The sequence below is a fragment of the Gammaproteobacteria bacterium genome (assembly GCA_036381015.1).
GTDB lineage: Bacteria > Pseudomonadota > Gammaproteobacteria > Steroidobacterales > Rariloculaceae > ZC4RG20.
Window position 1 is genome coordinate 51,676 of the sequence record DASVDR010000008.1, and the last position, 20,699, is coordinate 72,374.

18 protein-coding genes are annotated in these 20,699 nt (G+C 70.3%); 10 read left to right on the plus strand and 8 right to left on the minus strand.

Annotated elements, in window-relative coordinates:
• The first annotated feature begins 5 nt into the window (after positions 1 to 5).
• Genes def through VF329_02165 form a run of 6 tightly spaced genes read left to right on the plus strand, consistent with a single transcriptional unit; the run spans position 6 to position 7,012 of the window.
• Positions 6 to 545: a peptide deformylase gene (gene def, locus VF329_02140; protein ID HEX7079797.1), complete on the plus strand. Its 540-nt coding sequence runs from the start codon at positions 6 to 8 to the stop codon at positions 543 to 545.
• Between the two features lie 23 nt (positions 546 to 568).
• Positions 569 to 1,531, plus strand: a complete 963-nt coding sequence (fmt, locus tag VF329_02145; protein ID HEX7079798.1) for a methionyl-tRNA formyltransferase — start codon at positions 569 to 571, stop codon at positions 1,529 to 1,531.
• Entirely contained in the window at positions 1,524 to 2,882 is a 1,359-nt protein-coding gene (gene rsmB / locus VF329_02150) for a 16S rRNA (cytosine(967)-C(5))-methyltransferase RsmB (GenBank protein ID HEX7079799.1), read from the plus strand. The genes fmt and rsmB overlap by 8 nt, the downstream gene beginning before the upstream one ends.
• 10 nt (positions 2,883 to 2,892) lie before the next feature.
• A complete protein-coding gene (locus tag VF329_02155) occupies positions 2,893 to 3,474 on the plus strand; it encodes a DUF4390 domain-containing protein (protein ID HEX7079800.1) in 582 nt (193 codons plus the stop codon).
• Positions 3,453 to 5,675 carry an ATP-binding protein gene (locus tag VF329_02160; GenBank protein ID HEX7079801.1) on the plus strand — a complete coding sequence of 741 codons (2,223 nt, stop codon included), beginning with the start codon at positions 3,453 to 3,455 and terminating at the stop codon, positions 5,673 to 5,675. The genes VF329_02155 and VF329_02160 overlap by 22 nt, the downstream gene beginning before the upstream one ends.
• The gene (locus tag VF329_02165) at positions 5,672 to 7,012 is read left to right on the plus strand and encodes a sigma-54 dependent transcriptional regulator (protein HEX7079802.1); all 1,341 of its coding nucleotides are present in this window, start codon (positions 5,672 to 5,674) and stop codon (positions 7,010 to 7,012) included. Before VF329_02160 ends, VF329_02165 begins: the two co-directional genes overlap by 4 nt.
• A gap of 57 nt (positions 7,013 to 7,069) precedes the next feature.
• Here the strand turns inward: VF329_02165 and VF329_02170 are convergent, their stop codons facing one another.
• The 3 genes from VF329_02170 to VF329_02180 all read right to left on the minus strand — a co-directional run bounded on the left by VF329_02170 (position 7,070) and on the right by VF329_02180 (position 10,725).
• The gene (locus VF329_02170; GenBank protein ID HEX7079803.1) at positions 7,070 to 7,705 is read right to left on the minus strand and encodes an SPOR domain-containing protein; all 636 of its coding nucleotides are present in this window, start codon (positions 7,703 to 7,705) and stop codon (positions 7,070 to 7,072) included.
• Positions 7,706 to 7,707: 2 nt separating this feature from the next.
• Positions 7,708 to 8,433: a hypothetical protein gene (locus VF329_02175; protein HEX7079804.1), complete on the minus strand. Its 726-nt coding sequence runs from the start codon at positions 8,431 to 8,433 to the stop codon at positions 7,708 to 7,710.
• 108 nt (positions 8,434 to 8,541) lie between these two features.
• Positions 8,542 to 10,725 carry a primosomal protein N' gene (locus tag VF329_02180; GenBank protein ID HEX7079805.1) on the minus strand — a complete coding sequence of 728 codons (2,184 nt, stop codon included), beginning with the start codon at positions 10,723 to 10,725 and terminating at the stop codon, positions 8,542 to 8,544.
• Positions 10,726 to 10,944: 219 nt separating this feature from the next.
• On the opposite strand from VF329_02180, the gene VF329_02185 reads away from it, so the two are divergent.
• Both VF329_02185 and VF329_02190 read left to right on the plus strand, forming a co-directional pair.
• Positions 10,945 to 11,577 (plus strand): HNH endonuclease, encoded by a 633-nt coding sequence (locus VF329_02185; GenBank protein HEX7079806.1) that lies wholly within the window; start codon positions 10,945 to 10,947, stop codon positions 11,575 to 11,577.
• 15 nt (positions 11,578 to 11,592) lie between these two features.
• Positions 11,593 to 12,477 (plus strand): fructosamine kinase family protein, encoded by an 885-nt coding sequence (locus tag VF329_02190; GenBank protein HEX7079807.1) that lies wholly within the window; start codon positions 11,593 to 11,595, stop codon positions 12,475 to 12,477.
• Positions 12,478 to 12,519: 42 nt separating this feature from the next.
• Here VF329_02190 and VF329_02195 read toward each other — a convergent pair whose 3' ends face one another.
• Positions 12,520 to 13,317, minus strand: coding sequence for a hypothetical protein (locus tag VF329_02195; GenBank protein HEX7079808.1), 798 nt, complete (start codon positions 13,315 to 13,317; stop codon positions 12,520 to 12,522).
• Positions 13,318 to 13,433: 116 nt separating this feature from the next.
• Here VF329_02195 and VF329_02200 point away from each other — a divergent pair, with 116 nt between their 5' ends.
• Positions 13,434 to 14,324 carry an AEC family transporter gene (locus tag VF329_02200; protein HEX7079809.1) on the plus strand — a complete coding sequence of 297 codons (891 nt, stop codon included), beginning with the start codon at positions 13,434 to 13,436 and terminating at the stop codon, positions 14,322 to 14,324.
• Here VF329_02200 and VF329_02205 read toward each other — a convergent pair whose 3' ends face one another.
• Together VF329_02205 and VF329_02210 are read right to left on the minus strand one after the other, a co-directional pair.
• Complete coding sequence (locus VF329_02205) at positions 14,325 to 15,785, minus strand: acetyl-CoA C-acetyltransferase (protein HEX7079810.1); 1,461 nt, start codon at positions 15,783 to 15,785, stop codon at positions 14,325 to 14,327.
• The gene (locus VF329_02210) at positions 15,667 to 16,281 is read right to left on the minus strand and encodes a DUF924 family protein (protein HEX7079811.1); all 615 of its coding nucleotides are present in this window, start codon (positions 16,279 to 16,281) and stop codon (positions 15,667 to 15,669) included. The genes VF329_02205 and VF329_02210 overlap by 119 nt, the downstream gene beginning before the upstream one ends.
• Positions 16,282 to 16,441: 160 nt before the next feature.
• Between VF329_02210 and VF329_02215 the strand changes: the two genes are divergently transcribed.
• Positions 16,442 to 18,535 carry an ATP-binding protein gene (locus VF329_02215; GenBank protein ID HEX7079812.1) on the plus strand — a complete coding sequence of 698 codons (2,094 nt, stop codon included), beginning with the start codon at positions 16,442 to 16,444 and terminating at the stop codon, positions 18,533 to 18,535.
• Here the strand turns inward: VF329_02215 and msrA are convergent.
• Positions 18,532 to 19,170: a peptide-methionine (S)-S-oxide reductase MsrA gene (gene msrA, locus VF329_02220; protein HEX7079813.1), complete on the minus strand. Its 639-nt coding sequence runs from the start codon at positions 19,168 to 19,170 to the stop codon at positions 18,532 to 18,534. The two genes, VF329_02215 and msrA, sit on opposite strands and share 4 nt — an antisense overlap.
• A gap of 22 nt (positions 19,171 to 19,192) precedes the next feature.
• A complete protein-coding gene (locus tag VF329_02225; GenBank protein HEX7079814.1) occupies positions 19,193 to 20,692 on the minus strand; it encodes a glutamate synthase subunit beta in 1,500 nt (499 codons plus the stop codon).
• Positions 20,693 to 20,699 lie beyond the last annotated feature (7 nt).

Genomic DNA, 20,699 nt, shown 5'->3' on the forward strand with positions numbered 1-20,699 from the left:
CCACAATGGCACGACTCCCAATACTCGAGTATCCGGATCCGCGTCTGCGAATACGCGCCGAGCGCGTCACAGTTGTCGACGACGACGTCAAGCGCCTCGTGGCCGACATGTTCGAAACGATGTACGCGGCGCCCGGCATCGGGCTCGCCGCGACGCAGGTCGACGCCCACAAGCGGATCATCGTGATCGACGTGTCGGACGAGCGGAACGAGCCTTATTGCTTCATCAATCCCGAAATCCTCTCGGCCGAGGGCCGCACGAGCGTCGAGGAAGGCTGCCTGTCGGTGCCGGGACTGTACGACTACGTCGAGCGGGCCGAGCGGATCAAGGTCACGGCGCTCGACCGCAACGGGGAGCCGTTCGAGCTCGAGGCCGAAGGGCTGCTCGCGCAGTGCGTCCAGCACGAGATGGACCACCTCGAGGGCAAGCTGTTCGTCGATTACCTGTCGCAGCTTAAGCGCGAGCGGCTGAAGAAGCGCTACCTGAAGAAGGCTCGCCGCGAGCCGGCCGTCCAGAGCGGCGCGAGATCCGTGCCGTCGCTCTGAGCGACGCGGCCGGAGGGCCCCACTTGCCCGTCGGCACGGCGCCCCGCATCGTTTTCGCCGGTACGCCCGATTTCGCCGTCCCGAGCCTGCGCGCGCTCGCCGCATCGGGCGCCGAGATCCCTCTCGTGCTGACGCAGCCCGACCGGCCTGCCGGGCGCGGCCGGCGTCTGTCGCCCCCGCCCGTGAAGCGGGCGGCCGCCGAGCTGGGTCTCCGCGTCGCTCAGCCCGAGGCGCTGTCGGACGCGTCGGCGCCCGAGGCGTGGGGGCTCGCGGACGAACGGCCGGATCTGATGCTCGTCGTCGCCTACGGGCTGCTCCTGCCCCGATGGGCCCGGGACTGGCCGCGGCTCGGCTGCGTCAACGTGCACGCCTCGCTGCTGCCGCGGTGGCGGGGGGCAGCGCCGATCCAGCACGCGATCCTCGGGGGGGATGCGGTCACCGGCGTCACGTTGATGCGAATCGAAGCCGGGCTCGACAGCGGTCCGATCTACGCGGCGCGCGAGACGCCGATCGGCGCGGACGAGACCGCCGGCGAGCTGCACGACCGGCTCGCCGAGCTCGGCGCCGCGCTCGCGGCGGAAACGCTCCCGCGGATCCTTGCCGGCACGATCGAGCCGATCCCGCAGGACGACACGGCGAAGACGTATGCCCCGAAGCTCGACAAGCGGGACGCGCGTCTCGATTGGCGCGCTCCCGCGATCGACCTCGCGCGGCGCGTGCGCGCGTTCAACCCCTGGCCGGTCGCGTACACGGTCGCCGACGACGGCCGCGTGATCCGGATTCTCGCGGCCGCGGCGCGGCCGGCGGCGCCCGAGGCCGAGCGGATCGCTCCGGGCCGCATCGTCGCGGCGGGTCGCGACGGCATCGACGTGGCGACCGGCGAAGGCGTGCTCAGGCTCTTGCGAATCCAGCCGCCGTCGTCGCGCGTGATGGACGCCGCGGCCTATCTCGCCGCGCATCGGCTGGACGGGGTGACGTTTGTCTGAGACGAGCGCGGCCGACTCGGGCGCGACCGCCGGCGCAGCCGCCCGGGCCGCGGCCGCGCGCGCCGTGGCGCGAGTCGTGGCCGGTGCGTCGCTCGACGACGCGCTCGCCGCGCTGCCGCCGCTCCCGGAGCGGGACGCGTCGCTCGCGCGGGCGCTCGCGTTCGGCGCCTGCCGGTGGCACCACCGCCTGGAGTGGCAGGCGTCGCGCCTCCTCGACCGGCCGCTGCCGCGGCGCGAGACCACGCTCGCGGCGCTCATACGCGTGGGCCTCCTGCAGCTTCAATCGATGCGCGTGCCGGATCACGCTGCCGTGTCCGCGACCGTCGAGGCCGCGCGGCTCGTCGGCGCGCCGCGGGCGAAAGGCCTCGTGAACGCGGTGCTCCGCCGGTTCCTCCGCGAGCGCGCGCAGCTCGACGCGGAGATGGCCGCGCACCCGACGGCCCTCCACAGCCACCCGGCCTGGCTCATCGAGCGGATTCGCGCCGATTGGCCGGACGACTGGCCGGCGATCCTCGACGCGAACAACGCGGCGCCGCCGATGTGGTTGCGCGTGAACCTTGCGCGCACGACCCGCGAGCGCTACCTCGAGCGCCTCGAGGCCGCGGGCCTCCGCGCGGAGCGAGGCCCGCCGCCTCCCGGAGCGCCCGCGGCGATCCTTCTCGCCGAGCCGTTGCCGACGGCGCGGCTCCCGGGGTTCGCCGAAGGGGAGGTGTCGGTGCAGGACGCGTCGGCGCAGCTTGCGGCGGAGCTGCTCGATCTCGCGCCCGGTCAGCGCGTCCTCGACGCGTGCGCGGCGCCGGGCGGCAAGACCGCGCACGCGCTCGAACGGTGCGGCGCGCTCGCAGAGCTCTGGGCGGTGGACCGCGACGCTTCCCGGCTCGACACGGTCCGAGCGACGCTCACTCGGCTCGGGCTCACGGCGAAGGCGAAGCTCGTGCATGGCGACGCGGCGCGGCCCGACGAATGGTGGGACGGCCGGCCGTTCGATCGCGTGCTGCTCGATGCGCCGTGCACCGCCCTCGGCGTGATTCGGCGTCATCCCGACATCAAGCTGCTGCGGAAGCCCGACGACGTCCGGCGCGCCGCCGCGCTGCAAGCCGAGCTCCTCGCCGCCCTGTGGCCGCTGCTTCGGCCCGGCGGCCGGCTCGTGTACGCGACGTGCACGGTGCTGCGGGCGGAGAATGGGGAGCAGATCGAGCGCTTCCTGAGCGCCACGCCGGACGCGGAGATCACGGCCGGCCGGCCCCCTTTCGTCACCCGGCCCGGTGAGGCGAACCGTGACGGCTTCTATTATGCTTGCATAGACAAGCAGCGGATGCTCCCTTTGCGTGGATCAGGCTCGAAGCAATAGCGCTCGTGCGGTGAGCCGTCTCGTCAGCTCGCTGAAGCTCGCCGTCGTCCTGCTGCTCGGCGCCGCGATGCCCGCGATCGGGCAAGACGAGGAGGACCCCGGGCGGTTCGACGTTCGGGCCGCCAACGTCGAGCTCGTCAATGGCGTGTATTTTCTCGACTCCTGGATCGAGCTGCGCTTGCCTTCCGAGGCGAGCGAGGCGCTGCGCTCGGGCGTGCCGCTCACGATCCGGCTCGACGTCGAGATCACTTATCGCCGCCGCTTCTGGTTCGACGCGGACGCCCACTCGCTCGAGCAGCGCTATCAGCTCGACTACCACGCGCTCACGGAGCGGTACGTCGTGTCGAACCTGAACAGCGGCGACCGCACGTCGTTCTCGACGCTGTTCTCCGCGTTGAATTACCTGGGCCGCGTCGAGCACTTGCCGCTGATCGACGCCGCGCTGCTCGAGCCGGGCCGCGATTACCTCGTGCGGCTGCGGGCGGTTCTCGACATGGAGCGCTTCCCGGGCCCGCTGCGGCTCCTGGCCTTCTGGCGCCGTAACTGGGCCATTGCGAGCGATTGGTACGAATGGCGTTTGCGCGAAAAATAAAGCGGGCATTCGTCACGATGCTCCTCGCGTTCGGCGTGCTGCTGTGGCTCGTCGCGCTGCTGCTGTTCTCGCGCGTCGCCGAGAACTCGGACGACTTCGCCCGCCTGCAGAACTGGATCCTGCTGGTCAACTCGATCGGCGTCGCGGTCCTCGTCACGCTGATCGCCGTGAACCTGACGCGGCTGATCCGCGATCTCCGGCGTCACGTGCCGGGCTCGCGGCTGAAGCTGCGGATGATCACGCTGCTCGTCACGCTCGCCGTGACGCCGCTCGTCGTGGTTTACGTGTTCTCGGTGGCGTTCATCAACCGCGGGATCGACAACTGGTTCAACGTCGACGTGGAGCGCGGCCTCGACGACGCGCTCACGTTGAGCCAGACCGCGCTGGACGTGCAGAAGCGCCGCAACCTCGCCGAGCTCGAGCGCATCGCGGCGCGCCTGCCGCGAGACGCGGCGACCGCCGACCTCTTCACGCAGCTCGACACGCTGCGCATCGACAGCGGCGCCGACGAGCTCACGGTCTTCGGCGAGAACACGCGCATCCTCGCTACGAGCTCCGCAAACCCCGGCGTCGCGCCGCCGACGTATCCGACCGAGGAGATGATGATTCAGCTCCGCGAGCGGCGCCCGTACGTGAGCCTCGAGCCGCTCCGCGACGGCCATTACCGGGTGATCGCGGCCGTCTCGCTCGACGACGGGATGCGGCCGGATTCCCGGATCCTGCAAGGGCGCTTCCCCGTGGAGCCGCGTCTGTCCGCCCTCGCGAACTCCGTGCAGGAGAGCTACAACCAGTACTCGGAGCTGTCCTTCCTGCGCACGGCCCTGAAGTACAGCTTCACGCTGACTCTGAGCCTCGTGCTGTTGATCTCGGTGCTCGCGTCCGTCTACGGCGCGTTCACGTCGGCCCGGCGTCTCGTCGGGCCGATCCAGCAGCTGATGCAGGGCACACGCGCGGTGGCCCGCGGGGACTTCGACACGAAGCTTCCCGTCCCGGCCCGCGACGAGATCGGGTTCCTGATCAACTCGTTCAACGACATGACCCAGCGCCTCGCGGAGGCGCGGCAGCATGCGCGCTCGAGCGAGCAGAAGGTCGAAAGCGAGCGCCGCCGGCTCGAGGTGATCCTAGCGAGGCTCTCCACGGGCGTCGTGGCCCTCGAGCCCGACATGCGTGTCCGGACGGCGAACGCCGCCGCCGGGATCATCCTGAACATCGACCTCGAGGCGCACGTCGGCGACTCGCTCGTCGAGCTCGCGAAAACGCATCCGCTGCTCGGGCAGTTCCTCGAGGTCAGCGCCGCGAAGCTGGCCGAGGGCAAGAGCGAATGGCGCGAGCAGATCGTGCTCCGCGGCGACGTCGGGCGGCGCGTGCTGATGTGCGCGTGCACGGCGCTGCCCGGCGAGGCCGAGACGCCGAACGGATACGTGGTCGTCTTCGACGACATCACGGCGCTCCTTCAGGCCCAGCGGGATGCGGCCTGGGGCGAGGTCGCGCGCCGCCTCGCGCACGAGATCAAGAATCCGCTGACGCCGATCCAGCTCTCGGCCGAGCGGCTGCGGCGCCGTTATCTGACGTCCGAGGACGGCGGGCTCGACCTCCTCGACCGGGCGACGCGGACGATCATCCAGCAGGTCGAGGCGATGAAGGAGATGGTCAACGCCTTCAGCCAATACGCCCGCACGCCCGACGTCGAGCTCTCGCGCTTCGATCTGAACGAGCTGATCTCCGAGGTCACCGAGCTTTATCGCTCGCCCGAGAATCCGGTCACGATCAAGCTCTCGTTCGACGCTAATTTGCCGAAGATAGAGGCAGATGCCGGCAGAATGCGGCAGGTCTTTCACAACTTGATGCGCAATGCGCTCGAGGCGATGGAGCGCCAGAGCGACGCGCGGGTGGACATCTCGACCCGTTACGTGCTCCGCGGCGGCACGGACGCCGTCGAGATCAAGGTGGCCGACAACGGGCCGGGCTTCGGCGCGGACATCCTCCCACAGGCCTTCGAGCCGTACGTGACCGGCAAGGTCAAGGGAACGGGGCTGGGGCTCGCGATCGTGAAGAAGCTGATCGAAGATCACGGGGGCGAGATCAAGGCCGCCAACCGCGAGCACGGGGGAGCGGAGATCAGTATACTGCTTCCGATATCCGGCGAGGCAGGCGGCTCGGCGGGCCTTCACGGCGGCGAGAATAGGAGGGAGCGCGCATGAAAAATGCGCGGATCTTGGTTGTCGACGATGAAGCGAACATCCGCGCGCTGCTGGACGAGATCCTCAGCGAGGAAGGCTACGACGTCACCACCGCCGCCGATGCCGAGGAAGCCCGCCAGGCGCGCAAGCAGAGCGCCTACGACCTGATCCTGCTCGACATCTGGATGCCCGACACCGACGGCATCTCGCTCCTGAAGGAGTGGTCCGAAAGCGAGGCGTTGGGGCCCGTCGTGATGATGTCCGGGCACGGCACCGTCGACGCGGCCGTCGAGGCCACGCGTCTCGGCGCCGTCGATTTCATCGAGAAGCCGGTCTCCCTCGCGAAGCTGTTGCGCGTCGTGCAGTCCGCGCTCGCGGACCGGCGTGCGTCGGCGCGCCGCCGGAGCCTCGTCCCGCCGATGCTCGCGCCGGTCGGGAAGAGCCAGACGATGCGGCGGCTCCGGGAGCAGGTCGCGCGCGTCGCGCATCACGATGCGCATGCGCTCTTCACCGGCGAGCCGGGCAGCGGGCGCGAGGTCTTCGCGCGCTTCCTCGCGAGTCGCAGCGATCGGGCGCCGGGCCCGTTCGTGACCGTCATGGGCAGCGCGCTGTCGGAGGGCGGCTACCGGGCGCAGCTGCTCGGCGAGCCGGGGCAGCCCGGCGTGCTGAAGCGTGCGGCCGGCGGCCTGCTGTTCATCAACGAGATTCAAAACATGTCGCCCGCGGCGCAGCAGCAGCTGCTCGCGGTGCTCGAGCAAGGCGAGTTCCGCGCGGACGACACCGGGACGACGCACACCCTCGACGCCCGCATCCTCGCGAGCGCGCCGCCCGGCTTCGAGCGTAGCGACGAGTTCAACCGCGAGCTTTTGTCACACCTGTCGGTGATCGTGATTCGCGTGCCGCCGCTCCGCGAGTACTCCGAGGACGTGCCGGAGCTGCTGCGCTACCACGTGGACGCGTTCGTCGACTCCGAGAGCCTGCCGCTCCGCCGCTTCAGCGTCGCGGCGCAGAATCGGCTGCGGAATTATCCGTGGCCGGGAAACGTCCGCGAGCTCAAGAATCTCGTGAAGCGCCTGCTGATCCTGGACGGCAACGAGACGATCGAGCTCGAGGAGGTCGAGGCGCAGCTCGTCACGAACACACCGCAGAGCGAGCCGCTCGTGAAGCAGGATTTGCTCGCGATGCCGCTGCGCGAGGCGCGTGAGCACTTCGAGCGCGCTTATCTGCAGCAGCAGCTCTTGCTGTGCGGCGGCAAGGTCGGCCAGCTCGCGAAGCGCGTCGGCATGGAGCGCACGCACCTCTACCGCAAGCTCCGGTCCCTCGGCGTCGACTTCCGGCAGGCGCTGACGGACGAGTAGAACCAAAAAAAGGTGTCAGACACCTTTTTCCGGGTGAAAAGGTGTCTGACACCTTTTTTATTCGCTCACCTTCATCGTCAAGCTCTCGACGCCCGCGCGCTCGAGGTCGTTGCGGATGCGGTTCAGCTCGTCGAGGTCGGAGATCGGCCCCACGCGCACGCGGTGAAACTCGTCGTCGTCGATCGTGACCCGCTGGATCCGCGACTCGATGCCGAGAAGCGCAAGGCTCGCCTGCATGCGGTCGGCGTCGGCGTGCGATCGGAAGGACCCCGTCTGCAGCACGTAGCTTCCCGGCGTCTCGATCGGCGCGGACGGCGTGGACGGCCCGGAAGCCTCGGTCACCGTTTCGACCTCCGGAATCACGACTTCGTACTCGGGGAGGATCTCGTAGAACTCGAAGCGGGGCCGCCCGTCGTCGGCGGCGCCGGCCGCGGCCTCGCGAACCGGCGCTGACGCCGCGGCGCGGGTATCCGCGGGCCGAGACGCGGCCCGCTCCGGAGCGGCCTGCTCCGGCGCGGGCTCGCGACTCGGCACCGTGCGCGCGGCGGCCGGCGACTGCGCGGGCAGCGCGCCGCTGCGCAGATCGGAGAAGTAGATGCCGGCCGCGACGGCGAGACCCATCGCCAGCCCGACGAGCAGGTACGGCCAGCCGGAGGACCGGGCGCTTCGGGATCTTCGCGAGCGTCTCGTCATAGCTATCGGCGCGGGACGGCCTTGCCGTACACCTCGATCTGCGCCACGTCGGACCAGCCGCCCGGACCGTGACCGCTGCCCGGCATGAGGTCCACGAACCCGACCTCGTCCACTTTGCCGAGATCCGGATGCTCGATCCAGGTGCCCGTCGTCACGGCGCGCTCCGGGTCGAGCTTAAGCCACTTCATGCTCGCGAACGCGAGCTCGCTCTCGAGCCAGCCGATCGTGGATCCGCTCGTTTGATCGCCGACGAGCCAGGTGCCGTCGGCGAGCTTCACGACCGGCCGGATCGCATGCATGCCGGACACCTTCGTGTTCCACTTGATCGACGCGAGCCCGGTGAGGTCGACGTAGTTGTCCTTGTCGCGCAGCGCGGCTCCGCACGGCGTCGTGCAGAGGCCCGTCCAGACGTGCATCGGATTGCCCTTGTTCCCGGGTATTCCCGTGGCTTGGATGTCCGCGGCGCCCGGTCCGATGAGATCGAGCTCGAGATCGGCGTTGCCGACGTTCTGCTGCGTGACGGGCACCTCGGCGGTCTCGACGCTTCCGTCCTTCTTCGTGCCTTGCCGCCAGCTCTCGCTGAAGAAGAGCGGCGGAGGCGGCGTCCGCGGCAGATCGCGCACGGCGGCGTTCGCCGGCCCGGGGGCGCCGGTCTGGCCGTATGCGGCGGCGGCAAAAAGGAGCAGGAGCGATGGGACGGCGGCCCCGACGAGCGCGTGTCGTGACATGAGTGCCTCCTTAGGTGTTCTCTACAGCGCGAGGCTCCGAGCGAGCAGGCGCCGCCGCCGACTATAACTCGCGCCGGCGACGCGGTCAGGCGGCGCGAGGCGGCGGGCTCAGACCTCGAGCGGATCGACGTCGACGGACCAGCGCACGCGCCGCCCCTCGCGCCAATCGCGCGCTTCGGCCATCAGGCGGCCGAGCAACGCGTGCAGCGGGGCTCGCTCCGTGCAGGAGAAGAGGAGCTGCATTCGATAGCGGCCGCCTTTGCGCTCCATCGCTTCCGGCGCCGGGCCGAGAATCTTCACCGCTCCGGGCTTTGCCGCGGCGCTCGCGCGCACGCGGCCGAGGAACTCGGCGACCGGCGGCCGCCGTGCCGCTTCCGCGCGCCACAGTGCGAGATGCGAGAACGGCGGCCATCCCGCCCGCCGCCGCTCCGCGAGCGCGAGCTTCGCGAACTCCGCGTAGCCGTGCGCGAGGAGGCGTGTCAGGAGCGGATGAGTCGGATGATGCGTCTGGATCAGCACCTCGCCCGGCGTGTCCCGCCGTCCCGCCCGCCCCGCCACCTGCACGATCGTCTGCGCGAGACGCTCGCCGCTCCGAAAATCCGTTCCGAAGAGCCCCTGATCCGCGTTCAGCACGCCGACGAGCGTGACGCCGGGAAAGTCGTGCCCTTTCGCGAGCATCTGCGTGCCGACGAGGATGCGCGTCGCGCCGCTTCGAGCGCGTGCGAGCACACTGTCGAGCGTGCCCTTTCTCGACGTGGCGTCGCGATCGAGACGGCCGATGGGCTGGTCCGGGTAGAGCGCATTCAGCTCGTCGTCCACGCGCTGCGTGCCCGCGCCCACCGCAATCCGCTCGCTGCCGCATGCCGCGCAGCCCCAGGTCAAGGGCTTCGTCGCTCCGCAGTGGTGGCAGCGCAGCTCGCCGCTCGCCGCATGCACGGTGAGGCGCGCGTCGCACCGCCGGCACTGCTCGGCCTCGCCGCAGGACGGACAGAACAGGGCCGGCGCGAAGCCGCGGCGATTCAAGAACAGCAGCACCTGCCGGCCGGCTCCGAGATGCGTGTCGATCGCGGCGAGCAGAGGCGCCGACAGACCCCGGCGGCTCGGGTGCCGGGTCATGTCCACGACGCGAACGCAGGGCTCGCCGGCCGCACCGATGCGAGTCGGCATCTCGAGGAGCCGGTACCGCCCGGTCACCGCGTTGTGAAAGCTTTCGAGCGATGGAGTGGCCGACGCGAGCACGACAGGCACGTCGAGGCGGCGCGCGCGCAGCACCGCGAGGTCCCTCGCCGAGTAACGGAAGCCCTGCTGCTGCTTGTACGAGGTGTCGTGCTCCTCGTCGACGACGATCAGGCCCGGGCGCGCGAGCGGCGCGAATACCGCCGAGCGGGTGCCGACGACGACGCCGGCATCGCCCGCGCGCGCTCGCCGCCAAGCTTCGCGGCGCTCGCCGTCGGAGAGGCCGGAGTGCAGGATCGCGAGTCCCTCGCCGAAACGCTCGCGCAATCGCTGCACGAGCTGCGGCGTCAGGCCGATCTCGGGCACGAGGAGGAGCGATTGCCGTCCGGCGGCGAGCTGATCCGCGACGAGGCGCAGAAACACCTCGGTCTTGCCGCTGCCGGTCGCGCCGTGAAGCAGGAATGCGGCGTACGTCCGGCCGCTCGCGCGGACGGCGTCGAGCGCGCTGCGCTGCTCCGGCGTGAGCTCGGGCAGCGCGGGCGAGGAATGCGAATGCGGCGGCGGCGCGGCCGCCGCGGCTTCCTCGATCCAGCCCTTGTCCGCGAGGCGTTTCAGGGTGGCCGGCGCGATCCCAGCGCAGCGCAGCGCTTCCGACGGCAGCGCGCCTGCGGCGAGCAGCGCGAGCGCGTCGGCCTGGCGCGCCGCTTTCGCCCGAACGGCGTCGATCGACTGAGCGCGGCCTTCCGCCGTGAGCCGCCAGCTGCGCGCGGACGCGCCGGCGAGCGGCCGGCCCCGCCGCAGCAGGCCCGGCAGCGCATGGCTCAACACCTCGCCGATCGGGTGGTGGTAGTAGTCGGCCGCCCATCGCAGCGTGGCGAGCAGCTCGGAGGGCAGAAGCGGCTCCGGATCGAGCGCCGCCGAGACGCTCTTCAGCTTCCCGCTCGGCACCGCGGTGCTCTCGGGAAGCTCGAGCACGACGCCGACGCGGCGCCCGCGCCCGAACGGCACGTCGACCCGGCTTCCGGGCGCGGGCGGCGGCGTGTCGCCGGCCCACGCATAGTCGAAGCATTCGGGCAGGGGGACGGGGACGGCGACTCTGAGAAGCGGTCGGGTCATGGCGGGCGCAAGCGCGTGCACGATCTACGATTTCGGCGCGCGGGCGCAAGAGCGCCGCGGCCCGTCGCCGACGAGTGTTGCCGATCCCCCACACCTTCCGTGACCGCGACCACCGCGGCGCGCGGGTCGCAGAAATGCCGCGCTCGACGCCACAAGCAATTGAATGTCGTTCCGAACTCGGAGAAACTTGACTTGTCGGCAACAGCTCGACATGCAGCCATGGAGCGACGAAACCACACGCTGAGCCAGGAAGTGTTGCGAACGGATATCGCAGGCATGCCGCTCGAGTGGGTGGACTACCGCGTCGCGGCGATTCTCTACCACACCGGGCAGGTGGCCTACACCTGCGGGTCGCCGATCTACCGGATCCGCGGCGGTCACAATGCCCGCACCGGATTGCGGAGCTCGATCCAGGTCAGCTCGATCATCGCCACTACCGGCGAAATGCACTCCGCCGCGCGGCGCTCCGCGGATTACGTGCCCCCTCTGAACAATCGCACCTTGTTCCGGCGCGACGCGAATCTTTGCATGTACTGCGGCGTCGTGTTCCGCAGCTCCGAGCTCACGCGCGACCACATCACGCCGCTCAGCCTCGGCGGAACGGACTCGTGGACGAACGTCGTCACCGCATGCCGGCGCTGCAACAATCACAAAGGCGGCCGCACGCCGGAGCAGGCCGACATGCAGCTCGTGGCCGTGCCGTTCACGCCGACGTATGCCGAATACATTTATCTGAAAGGCCGGCGGGTGCTGGCCGATCAGATGGAGTACCTGCTCACGCATTTCCCGCGGACGAGCCCGCTGCATGCGCGGCTGCGGGGCGATCTCGCGCGGGCTGCCTCGTTCAACTAGCCCCCGCGGCCGCCGATGCCGGCCGACGACTCGCTCCTCGCTCTTCGCACGGTCTTGAGGCAATCGGGCCTCGACATCACCGGGGAGCCGCCGTGCGCCGTGGGCGGCGGCAGCATCAGCCGGACCGTGAAGGTCGAGACGACCGCCGGGCCGGTCCTCGTCAAGGTCGAGCCGGCCGCCGGCTTCGACTTGCTCGACGCCGAGGCGGCGGCGCTCGAAGCGTTGCGCGACGCGCGTGCGATCCGCGTGCCCGAAGTCGCGGCGAAAGGCTGCGCGGGCCGTTACGCGTTCCTCGCGATCGAATGGATCGACTTCGGCCGCCCGTCGCCGGCCGCCGAGCGCCGTCTCGGCACGGGCCTCGCGGCGCTCCATCGCGTCACGGCCGGCGACTTCGGCTGGCACCGCGACAACTACATCGGCCGCACGCCGCAGCGCAACGATCGGTCGGGCGACTGGATCGGCTTCTACCGCGAACGGCGCCTGCGCTTTCAGCTCGAGATCGCCCGCCGTAACGGCATCGGCGAGGCGGTTTCGAGCCGCGGCACGGCGCTGCTCGAGAATCTCGAGCGCTTCTTCGACGGCTACCGGCCTGCGCCGAGCCTGCTCCACGGGGATCTGTGGGGCGGCAACTGGGGCGCCGCGGCGGGGGACGAGCCGTGCGTCTTCGACCCGGCCGCGTACTTCGGCGATCGCGAAGCGGACCTCGCGATGACGCGGCTCTTCGGCGGCTTCGGGCCCGAGTTCTACCGCGCGTACGAGGAGGCGTGGCCCCTCGCGGAGGGGTGGGAGCGCCGCGTCGAGCTCTACAACCTCTACCACCTGCTGAATCACTTCAATCTGTTCGGCGGCGGCTACCGGCATCGGGTGGAGGCGACGCTGCGCAGCCTGCTCCGCGGTTGACGGTCGTCGGGCGCGCCCGGCCGCGAAAGCCGCTGCGCGCGGTCAGGCACCGGCCGGCTCTTCCGCGCGGTCGTCCTCGATCAGAAAGAAGCTGACGTCGCCGGGCAGGAACAGCGTGACCGAGCCGCTCGCGTCGGCCGTGATCGGCGCGCCTCGCCGGACCTCGAAGCCCTTCGCGCGAAGATACTCGGTACGGGCGTCGAGCTGACCGGCCCGAAAGGTCAGCGCGCGCGTGAAGCGGCGCGTCTCGTGGAGGCCGAGGACGAGCCCGCGGCCGGCGAGCGTCAGCCACGGATGGGGGGCGTCGCGCCGGGCGACAAAGGAAAGCCCGAGCGCGGTCCAGAAGCGCTCGGCGCGCGCGAGCGAACGGGTCGCGACGCTGAGCTCGACGAACGCGCCGCATGCCGAGACCGTCGTCGCGTGGTCGGCGACGGGCGGAAACGTTCTGGCCTCGAGCAGCAGGATCGGAAGACCGTCGGGATCGCAGAAGCGGACGCGATGGAACTCGTCGTCGCCGAGCTCGGTGCGCTCGAGCTCGATCCCGGCGGCTTCCAGCCTGCGCGCCTGCGCCTTCACATCCGGACGGACGAACGTCGGCACGGGGCCGTCGAGCTCGTTCTCGTGCAAACCGATCGTGAGCCGCCCGTCCGTGGCCGCGGCGTAAGGTTCCGAGACGAAGTCCGCGACCGGGACGCCGCGAAAGCCGAGCGCGGAGTAGGCTTCGACGGCTTCCGCAATCGGGCTCGCCGGCACGGCGAGCTCGAGCAGCTCGCCGATGTCGGGCAAAAGGGGCGCGGCGGCGCGGGCGGCCGTTTCACCGTCAGGACGCTTCGAGCTCATGGAATCCTCACGCTCGCGAATCTGTCAGAATCGCGGTCCCGCTCCGTCGTGAACGGCTTGCCATTTTGCCCTCCGGGACGCTTCGCGGCATCTCGAAGAGGGGTCTCGGGGGAATCGTGGTCGCCGAGCTCGCCGACATCCTGCTTCCGGTCTTCTGCCTCGCGGCCGCAGGGTATGCGTGGCAGCGGCTCGGCGTCCCGTTCGAGCGCGAGTTCGTGACGCGCGTGATCATGAATCTCGCGGGTCCCTGTCTGATCGTCGACAGCCTGTCCGGGCTCGAGCTGCCGCTCGACCTGTTCGCGACGATGGCGGCCGCGTCGGTCGCGATGCTCGCGACGACGCTCGCCGCCGCGTGGCTGCTCTTGAAGGCGCTGCGACTCCCGGTGCGCTCGTACCTGCCCGCCGTCAGCATCGGCAACAACGGCAACCTCGGGCTGCCGCTGTCGCTGCTCGCGTTCGGGCCGGAGGGCCTCGGGCTCGCGGTCGCGGTGTATGTGATCAATTCCGTCGGGCAGTTCACGATGACGCCGATGCTGCAAAGCGGCGTGCCGGTGCTGCGCACGCTCGTGACGACTCCGGTGATTTACGGCGCGGTGATCGGCGCGGGCCTCCTGGCCGGCGGAGTCTCGCTGCCCGACTGGCTCGCGGCCACGATCGGCCTCGTCGGCGACCTGATGATCCCGCTGATGCTGCTCGCGCTCGGGCACACGCTGGGCGGGCTTCGCGCCGGACGGCTGTCGCTTGCCTTCGGGCTCGGGGCGGCCCGGATCGCGCTCGGCTTCGGTGTCGCGCTCGCGACGAGCACGGTGTTCGGTCTCGAGGGCACGGCGCGCGCCGTGCTCGTTCTGCAGGGCGCGATGCCGGCCGCGGTCTTCAACTACCTTTTCGCGGCGCGGTACGGCCGTGCGCCGGACGACGTGGCCGGCATCGTGCTCGTGTCGACGCTGCTCAGCGCCGTGACGATGCCGTGGCTCGTCTCGTACACCCTTCGGCTCGCCGGCGCCTGACTACGGCGCTTCGAGGATCGCGGTGACGCCCATGCCGCCGGCGGTGCAGACGGAGATCAGGCCGCGGCCGCTGCCGCGCTCGTGCAGGAGCTTCGCCATCGTCGCGACGAGGCGTGTGCCCGTCGCGGCGAACGGATGGCCGATCGCGACGCTGCCGCCCTTCACGTTCAGCTTCGAGCGGTCGATCGCCCCCATCGGCTCGTCCCGGCCGAGCTTCTCGCGACAGAACTGCTCGGACTCCCAGGCCTTCAGCGTCGCGAGCGTCTGCGCGGCGAACGCCTCGTGGATCTCGTAGTAGTCGAAGTCCTGGAGCGCGAGGCCCGCGACTTTGAGCATGTCGGACACGGCGTAGGCCGGCGCCATCAGCAGGCCTTCCTTCGCGACGAAGTCGACGGCCGCTTCCCGCGCATACGTCAGATACGCGAGCACCGGGAGGCCGTGCTCGCGCGCCCAGTCCTCGGAGCCGAGCAGCACGGCCGACGCGCCGTCCGTCAGCGGCGTGCTGTTGCCGGCCGTGAGCGTGCCGCTGCCGCTCTTGTCGAACACCGGCTTCAGCTTCGCGAGCTGCTCGAGGCTCGTATCGGGCCGCAGGTTGTTGTCGCGCCGCACGCCTTTGAACTCGACGAGCAGGTCGTCGTAGAAGCCTTCGTCGTAAGCACGCACCGCGTTCCTGTGGCTCGCGAGCGCGAGCTCGTCCTGCTCGAGGCGCGTGATGCCCCATTCCTTCGCGGTGATCTCCATGCTCTCGCCCATCGAGAGCCCGGTGCGCGGCTCGACGACCGCCGGCAGGCTCGGCTTGAAATGCTTCGGGCGGAGCTTGAGCCACGGCCCGATCCGCTCCCCGAAGCTCCGGCCCCGCGAGCTTTCGATCAGGATCGAGCGATAGGCGTCCGAATAGACGATCGGCATGTCGCTGATGCTGTCCGTCCCGCCGGCGATGCCTGCGTCCATCAGCCCGAGCGAGATCTTGCTGCCGATCGCGATCGCCGCGGAGAGGCTCGTGCCGCACGCGCGTTGGATGTCGAAGGCCGGCGTCTCGGGCGCGAGGCCGGACGAGAGCGTCGATTCCCGCGCGAGGTTGAAGTCGCGCGAGTGCTTGATGACCGCGCCGAGCGAAACGTCGCCGAGCCGCTCGCCCCGCAGGCCGAAGCGCTCGACGAGGCCGCGCAGCGCGGCCGTCATCATGTCCTGGTTCGAGCAATCGCGGTAAGCCGTGTGCGCGCGGCAAAACGGAATTCGAACTCCGCCCAAGATCGCGACCCGCCGAGCCGATTGGTTCCGCATCCGTTGACTCCTTGATTCCTGAAACGGATTCCTGAAACGCGCGCTTCGATCCGCGCCGCTACTGGCCGAAGCTCGGGCCGCCGGCGTCGAGAAATTCCCGCTCCTCGGGTGTGTCCCCGCGTCCCAAGCTGCGGTTTCGATGCGGGAAGCGGCCGAAGCGCGCGACGATATCGCGATGCAGCTTCGCGTACTCCGCAAAGCTCTCGAGCTTCCGCTGCACGTGGTCGGGCGTGCCCGGAAGCTCGCACAGCGCGCGGAATTTCCGCACCGACAGCTCCTGGGCGACGAGATCCTCGGCGTGCTGCAGCGGCATGTAGAAGAACGCGCGGCGCAACGGGCCGAGCTCGAGATCCATTCCCGATTCGACTCCGTCGATCGCGAGCCGGAACGCCTTCTCGTCCGAGGCGAACGCGGCGGCGCTCCCGCGGTGCAGCTGCCGCGGAAGCTGATCGAGCAGCAGGATCAGCGCGAGGCGCCCTCGCGCGGTGGCGGCCCAGTCGTCCAGATCGCCGCGCGCGGCACGTTCCGCGAGAACGCCGAAGCGTTGCGCGACCTCGGCATCGGTGGCGCTGTCCGGGCGGAACCAACGCTCGAAGCGCCGATTCAACGCTTCCTCGGTTTCGGATTCGGGGCCGAACCAGTAGTCCAGCAGCCGCGCGATCGCGTCGTCCATCTTCGATTCCACGCCCTACATTACGTGCTGCCGGGGGTAACGCCAAGCCGGGCGCCCGGCAGCCGCTCGCCGCCGCGGGCTCCGTGCCCGAGACGCACGCCGTCCCCGGGCCCTACAATCGGCCCGCACGCTCCCGGAAGGGCCGCGAACCGCCGTATCGATGTCGCTCAGAGCTCAACTCCTCGCCTTCGGGCTGCTGACGCTCGTCCTCCCGTGGGCCGGGTACCGGTTCGTCCAGGAGATGGAAGCCGCGCTGCGCCGCGGATTGGAGCAGGCGCTGGTCGCGAGCGCGGGGACCGTCGCGGCCGCGCTCGACGGTCAAACGCGGTTGCTCGAGCCTCCCGCCGTCAAGTTCGGCGGTCCGCGGGGCGCGACGATCTACGGCCTGCCGCTCGCGGCCGAGCCCCGAATCGACGGACTGCGCGACGACTGGAGCTCCGGAGACGAGTCGGCCATCCTCCTCGACGGCGGGCACCGCTTGTGGGCCGGTGTGCACGAGCGCTCCGTCTATCTCTATCTCGCCGCCGCCGATGCCGACGTGGTCTACGAGGGCGCGCCGGAAGAGGGCCCGCACGGCGACCGGCTGCTGCTCGTCGTCGAGCCGTTCCCGCGCTTGATCCAGCGCTTCCTGCTCGCCACGCGGGCGCCGGGGTCGTTTCGCGCGCGGATCACGAGCCCTCCGCTGTTCGTGCCCGGGGAGGACTTCGAGGACCGGATCCAGAGCGCCTGGCAGGAGACCGAGGAAGGGTTCGGCGTCGAGATCCGGCTGCCGCTCGACCTCGCCGGGCAGGCGCTCGGAGTCGCGCTGATCGACGTCGATCGCGCCGCATCGCAGTACCGCGACGCCTCCGCGTACCCCGGCGATTCCGGCTACCGTGTCGCCGCCGTCGCGGCGAGCTGGCCGATCGGGGACGGCGCACCGGGGCCGTTCGTGTACCAGCGGCCGGACCTCGAGCGATTCGTCCGGCAGTTCAGCCAAGCCGGCGACCGCTTTCGCGTGCTCGACGCCGACGGCTGGGTGCTGTCGGACACGGGCTCGACGACCGAGCCGCTCGCGCAGCAAACGAGCGCGGGCGGCCTCGCCGGCACTCTGTTCCGGTATCTGCTGCGGCGCGACGATCCGGAGTACAGCAAGCTCGAGCATCCGCCGGGCCGGCTCGGCGACGAGACGCTGCGCCAGGCGCTGTCGGGAAGCCCGGCGACCGCGTGGTACCGCGCCGGGCCCGATCAGAGCGCGACCGTCGCCGCGGCGGTGCCGATCCGAGGCCCGGACGGCGTCCTCGGCGCGGTCCTCCTCGAGCAGCGCAGCGACCCGATCCTGACGCTCACGAATCGCGCGCTGCTGCGGCTCATGACGTTCACGCTGCTCGCGACCGTGGTTGCGGCGGTCGGGCTGCTCGGCTACGCCTCGCTCCTGTCGTACCGCGTCCGGAAGCTCGCGCGCGCCGCGGAGAACGCGCTCGGTCCGAAGGGCGAGATCGACGTGTCGCTCCCCGGCCGGAGCAGCCGGGACGAGCTCGGCGACCTGAGCCGCAGCTTCGCGGACCTGCTCGAGCGGCTGCGCGAGCACACGCAGTACTTGAAGACGCTGGCCGGCAAGCTGTCGCACGAGCTGCGGACGCCGCTCGCCGTCGTGTCGACGTCGCTCGACAACCTCGAGCACGAGGTCGACTCGCCCGGGGCGCGGCCCTACCTCGAGCGGCTGCGCGGCGGCGCGAGCCGCCTCGACTCGATTCTCGCGGCGATGAGCGAGGCGACCCGGATCGAGCAGGCGATAGGCGACACCGAGCCCGAGCGCTTCGACCTCGCCGCCGTCGTCGAAGCGTGCGCGCGGGCTTACGCGGACATCTACACCGAGCGGGTGATTCGCTGGCGGATCGCGGTCGACCGCGCCGAGACGATCGGGTCCGGCGAGCTCGTCGCGCAGATGATCGACAAGCTCGTGGACAATGCGGTCGGCTTCAGCACGGCCGGGAGCCCGATCGACATCGAGCTCGACGACGACGGCGAGCTCGTGCTGCGCGTCGCGAACGAAGGCCCGCTGCTGCCCGAGGAGATGCGCGACCGACTCTTCGACTCGCTCGTCTCGATGCGGGACGGGCATGACGACGGCCGTCCGCATCTCGGCCTCGGCCTACATATCGTCGCGCTGATCGCGGACTTCCACGGCGGCCGCGTGACGGCCGACAACCGGTCCGACGGCTCGGGCGCCGTCTTCAGCGTCCGCTTCCCGAAGAACGGGACGCGATACTAAGCCGTCGACGCGTACGGCACGCCGCACCCTTCGAGCCCGCAGTACCCGCCCGGGTTCTTCGCGAGATACTGCTGGTGGTAATCCTCGGCGTAGTAGAACGGCTGGTCGCCGCAGATCTCCGTCGTGATCTTGCCGAGGCCTCGCCCGGCCAGCTGCCGCTGGTAACGCTCGCGGCTGCGGACCGCCTCGCTTCGGCGCGCGTCGTCGCCGACGTAGATGGCCGAGCGGTACTGGGTGCCGAAGTCGTTGCCCTGACGCATGCCTTGCGTCGGATCGTGCGATTCCCAGAAGACTTGCAGGATCTTCGCGAACGGCAGCGTCTGGGGATCGTAGACGACCAGCACGACCTCGGCGTGACCCGTGAGCCCCGTGCACACCTCCCGGTACGTCGGGTTCGGCGTGAAGCCGCCGGCATAGCCCGCAGCGGTCGTGTAGACGCCGGGCAGCGACCAGAAGACGCGCTCCGCGCCCCAGAAGCAGCCCATGCCGAACAGCGCCGTCTCGAGGCCCGCCGGAAACGGCGGCTTGATCGGCCGGTGCAGCACGAAATGCTCGTTCGTCACCTCCATCGGCTCTTCGCGACCGGGGAGGGCCTGCTTTGCGTCGATCAGCGTTTGAGCTTTGCGGCCAAACATGTGTCGGTCCCGTCCCCGCTCTCTAGCGGCCGCCCGCCGGGATGCCGAGCGCGATGCCCGGGGCCGGCAGGCGGGTCGTGCCGCGCAGATAGAGATCCACGGCGCGCGCCGCGCCGCGGCCCTCGTTGATCGCCCAGACCACGAGCGACTGCCCGCGGCGGCAGTCGCCGGCCGCGAACACGCCGGGCACGCTCGTCCGGAAGTCGCCGTGCACGGCGCGGTAATTCGAGCGCTCGTCGAGCGCGACCCCGAGGCTTTCGGCCACGTAAGCCTCCGGTCCGAGGAAGCCCATCGCGAGCAGCACCATATCGGCATCGAGCTGTTGAAGGCTGCCTTCGATCTCGCGCATCTCGGGCCGGGCGCCGTTCGTCCGCCACTCGATCCGCGCGGTCTCGACGGCTCGGACGCGGCCGTTGCCGTCGTCGACGAAACGCTTCGACACGATCGCGTAGTTGCGCGGGTCGGCGCCGAAGCGCGCGATCGCCTCCTCGTGCGCGTAGTCGGTCCGCAGGATCTTCGGCCAGAGCGGCCAAGGGTTGTCCGGCGCGCGCTGCGCCGGCGGCTGATCGAGCAGCTCGAGATTCAGGATCGCGCGGCAGCCGTGGCGAAGGGCCGTGCCGATGCAGTCGGCGCCGGTGTCGCCGCCGCCGATCACGAGCACGGTCTTGTCCTTCGCGCTGATGTAGTCGCCGTCCGTGAGGTTGCTGTTCAGGAGGCTCTTCGTGTTCGCGGTGAGGAACTCCATCGCGAAGTGCACGCCGGCGAGCTCCCGTCCCGGGATCGCGAGATCCCGCGGCCGCGTGGCGCCCGTGGCGAGCAGCACGGCGTCGAACGTGCGCCGGAGCTCCTCGGGGTCGACGTTTCTACCGACGTCGGCGTTCGTGACGAACTCAATGCCCGATTCGCGCAGCACGTTCACGCGCCGGTCGACGACGGCCTTGTCGAGCTTCATGTTCGGGATGCCGTACATCAACAGGCCGCCGATGCGGTCGGCCCGCTCGAAGACCGTGACGGAATGCCCGACGCTGTTCAGCTGGTCGGCAGCGGCGAGCCCGGCCGGGCCCGAGCCGACGATCGCGACCCGCTTTCCGGTTCTCGATTCCGGACGCCTCGGCTTGACCCATCCCTCCGCGAAGCCGCGGTCGATGATCGCGTTCTCGATGTTCTTGATCGTGACCGGCGGGTCGGTGATGCCGAGCACGCACGCGCCCTCGCACGGCGCCGGGCACGTGCGCCCCGTGAACTCCGGAAAGTTGTTCGTCTTGTGCAGGCGCTCGAGCGCGTCGCGCCAGCGCCCGTGGTAGACGAGATCGTTCCACTCAGGAATCAGGTTGTCCACCGGGCAGCCGTTCGCCGACTGGCAGAACGGCACGCCGCAATCCATGCAGCGCGCTGCTTGGATCTTCAGGCTCTCCTCCGCGGGCTCCGTGAAGATCTCGCGGAAGTCGCGCGCGCGCTCGACCGCGTCCCGATAGGGGACGGCCTTGCGCGGGTATTCCAAGAAGCCGGTATGCTTGCCCACGCCGATC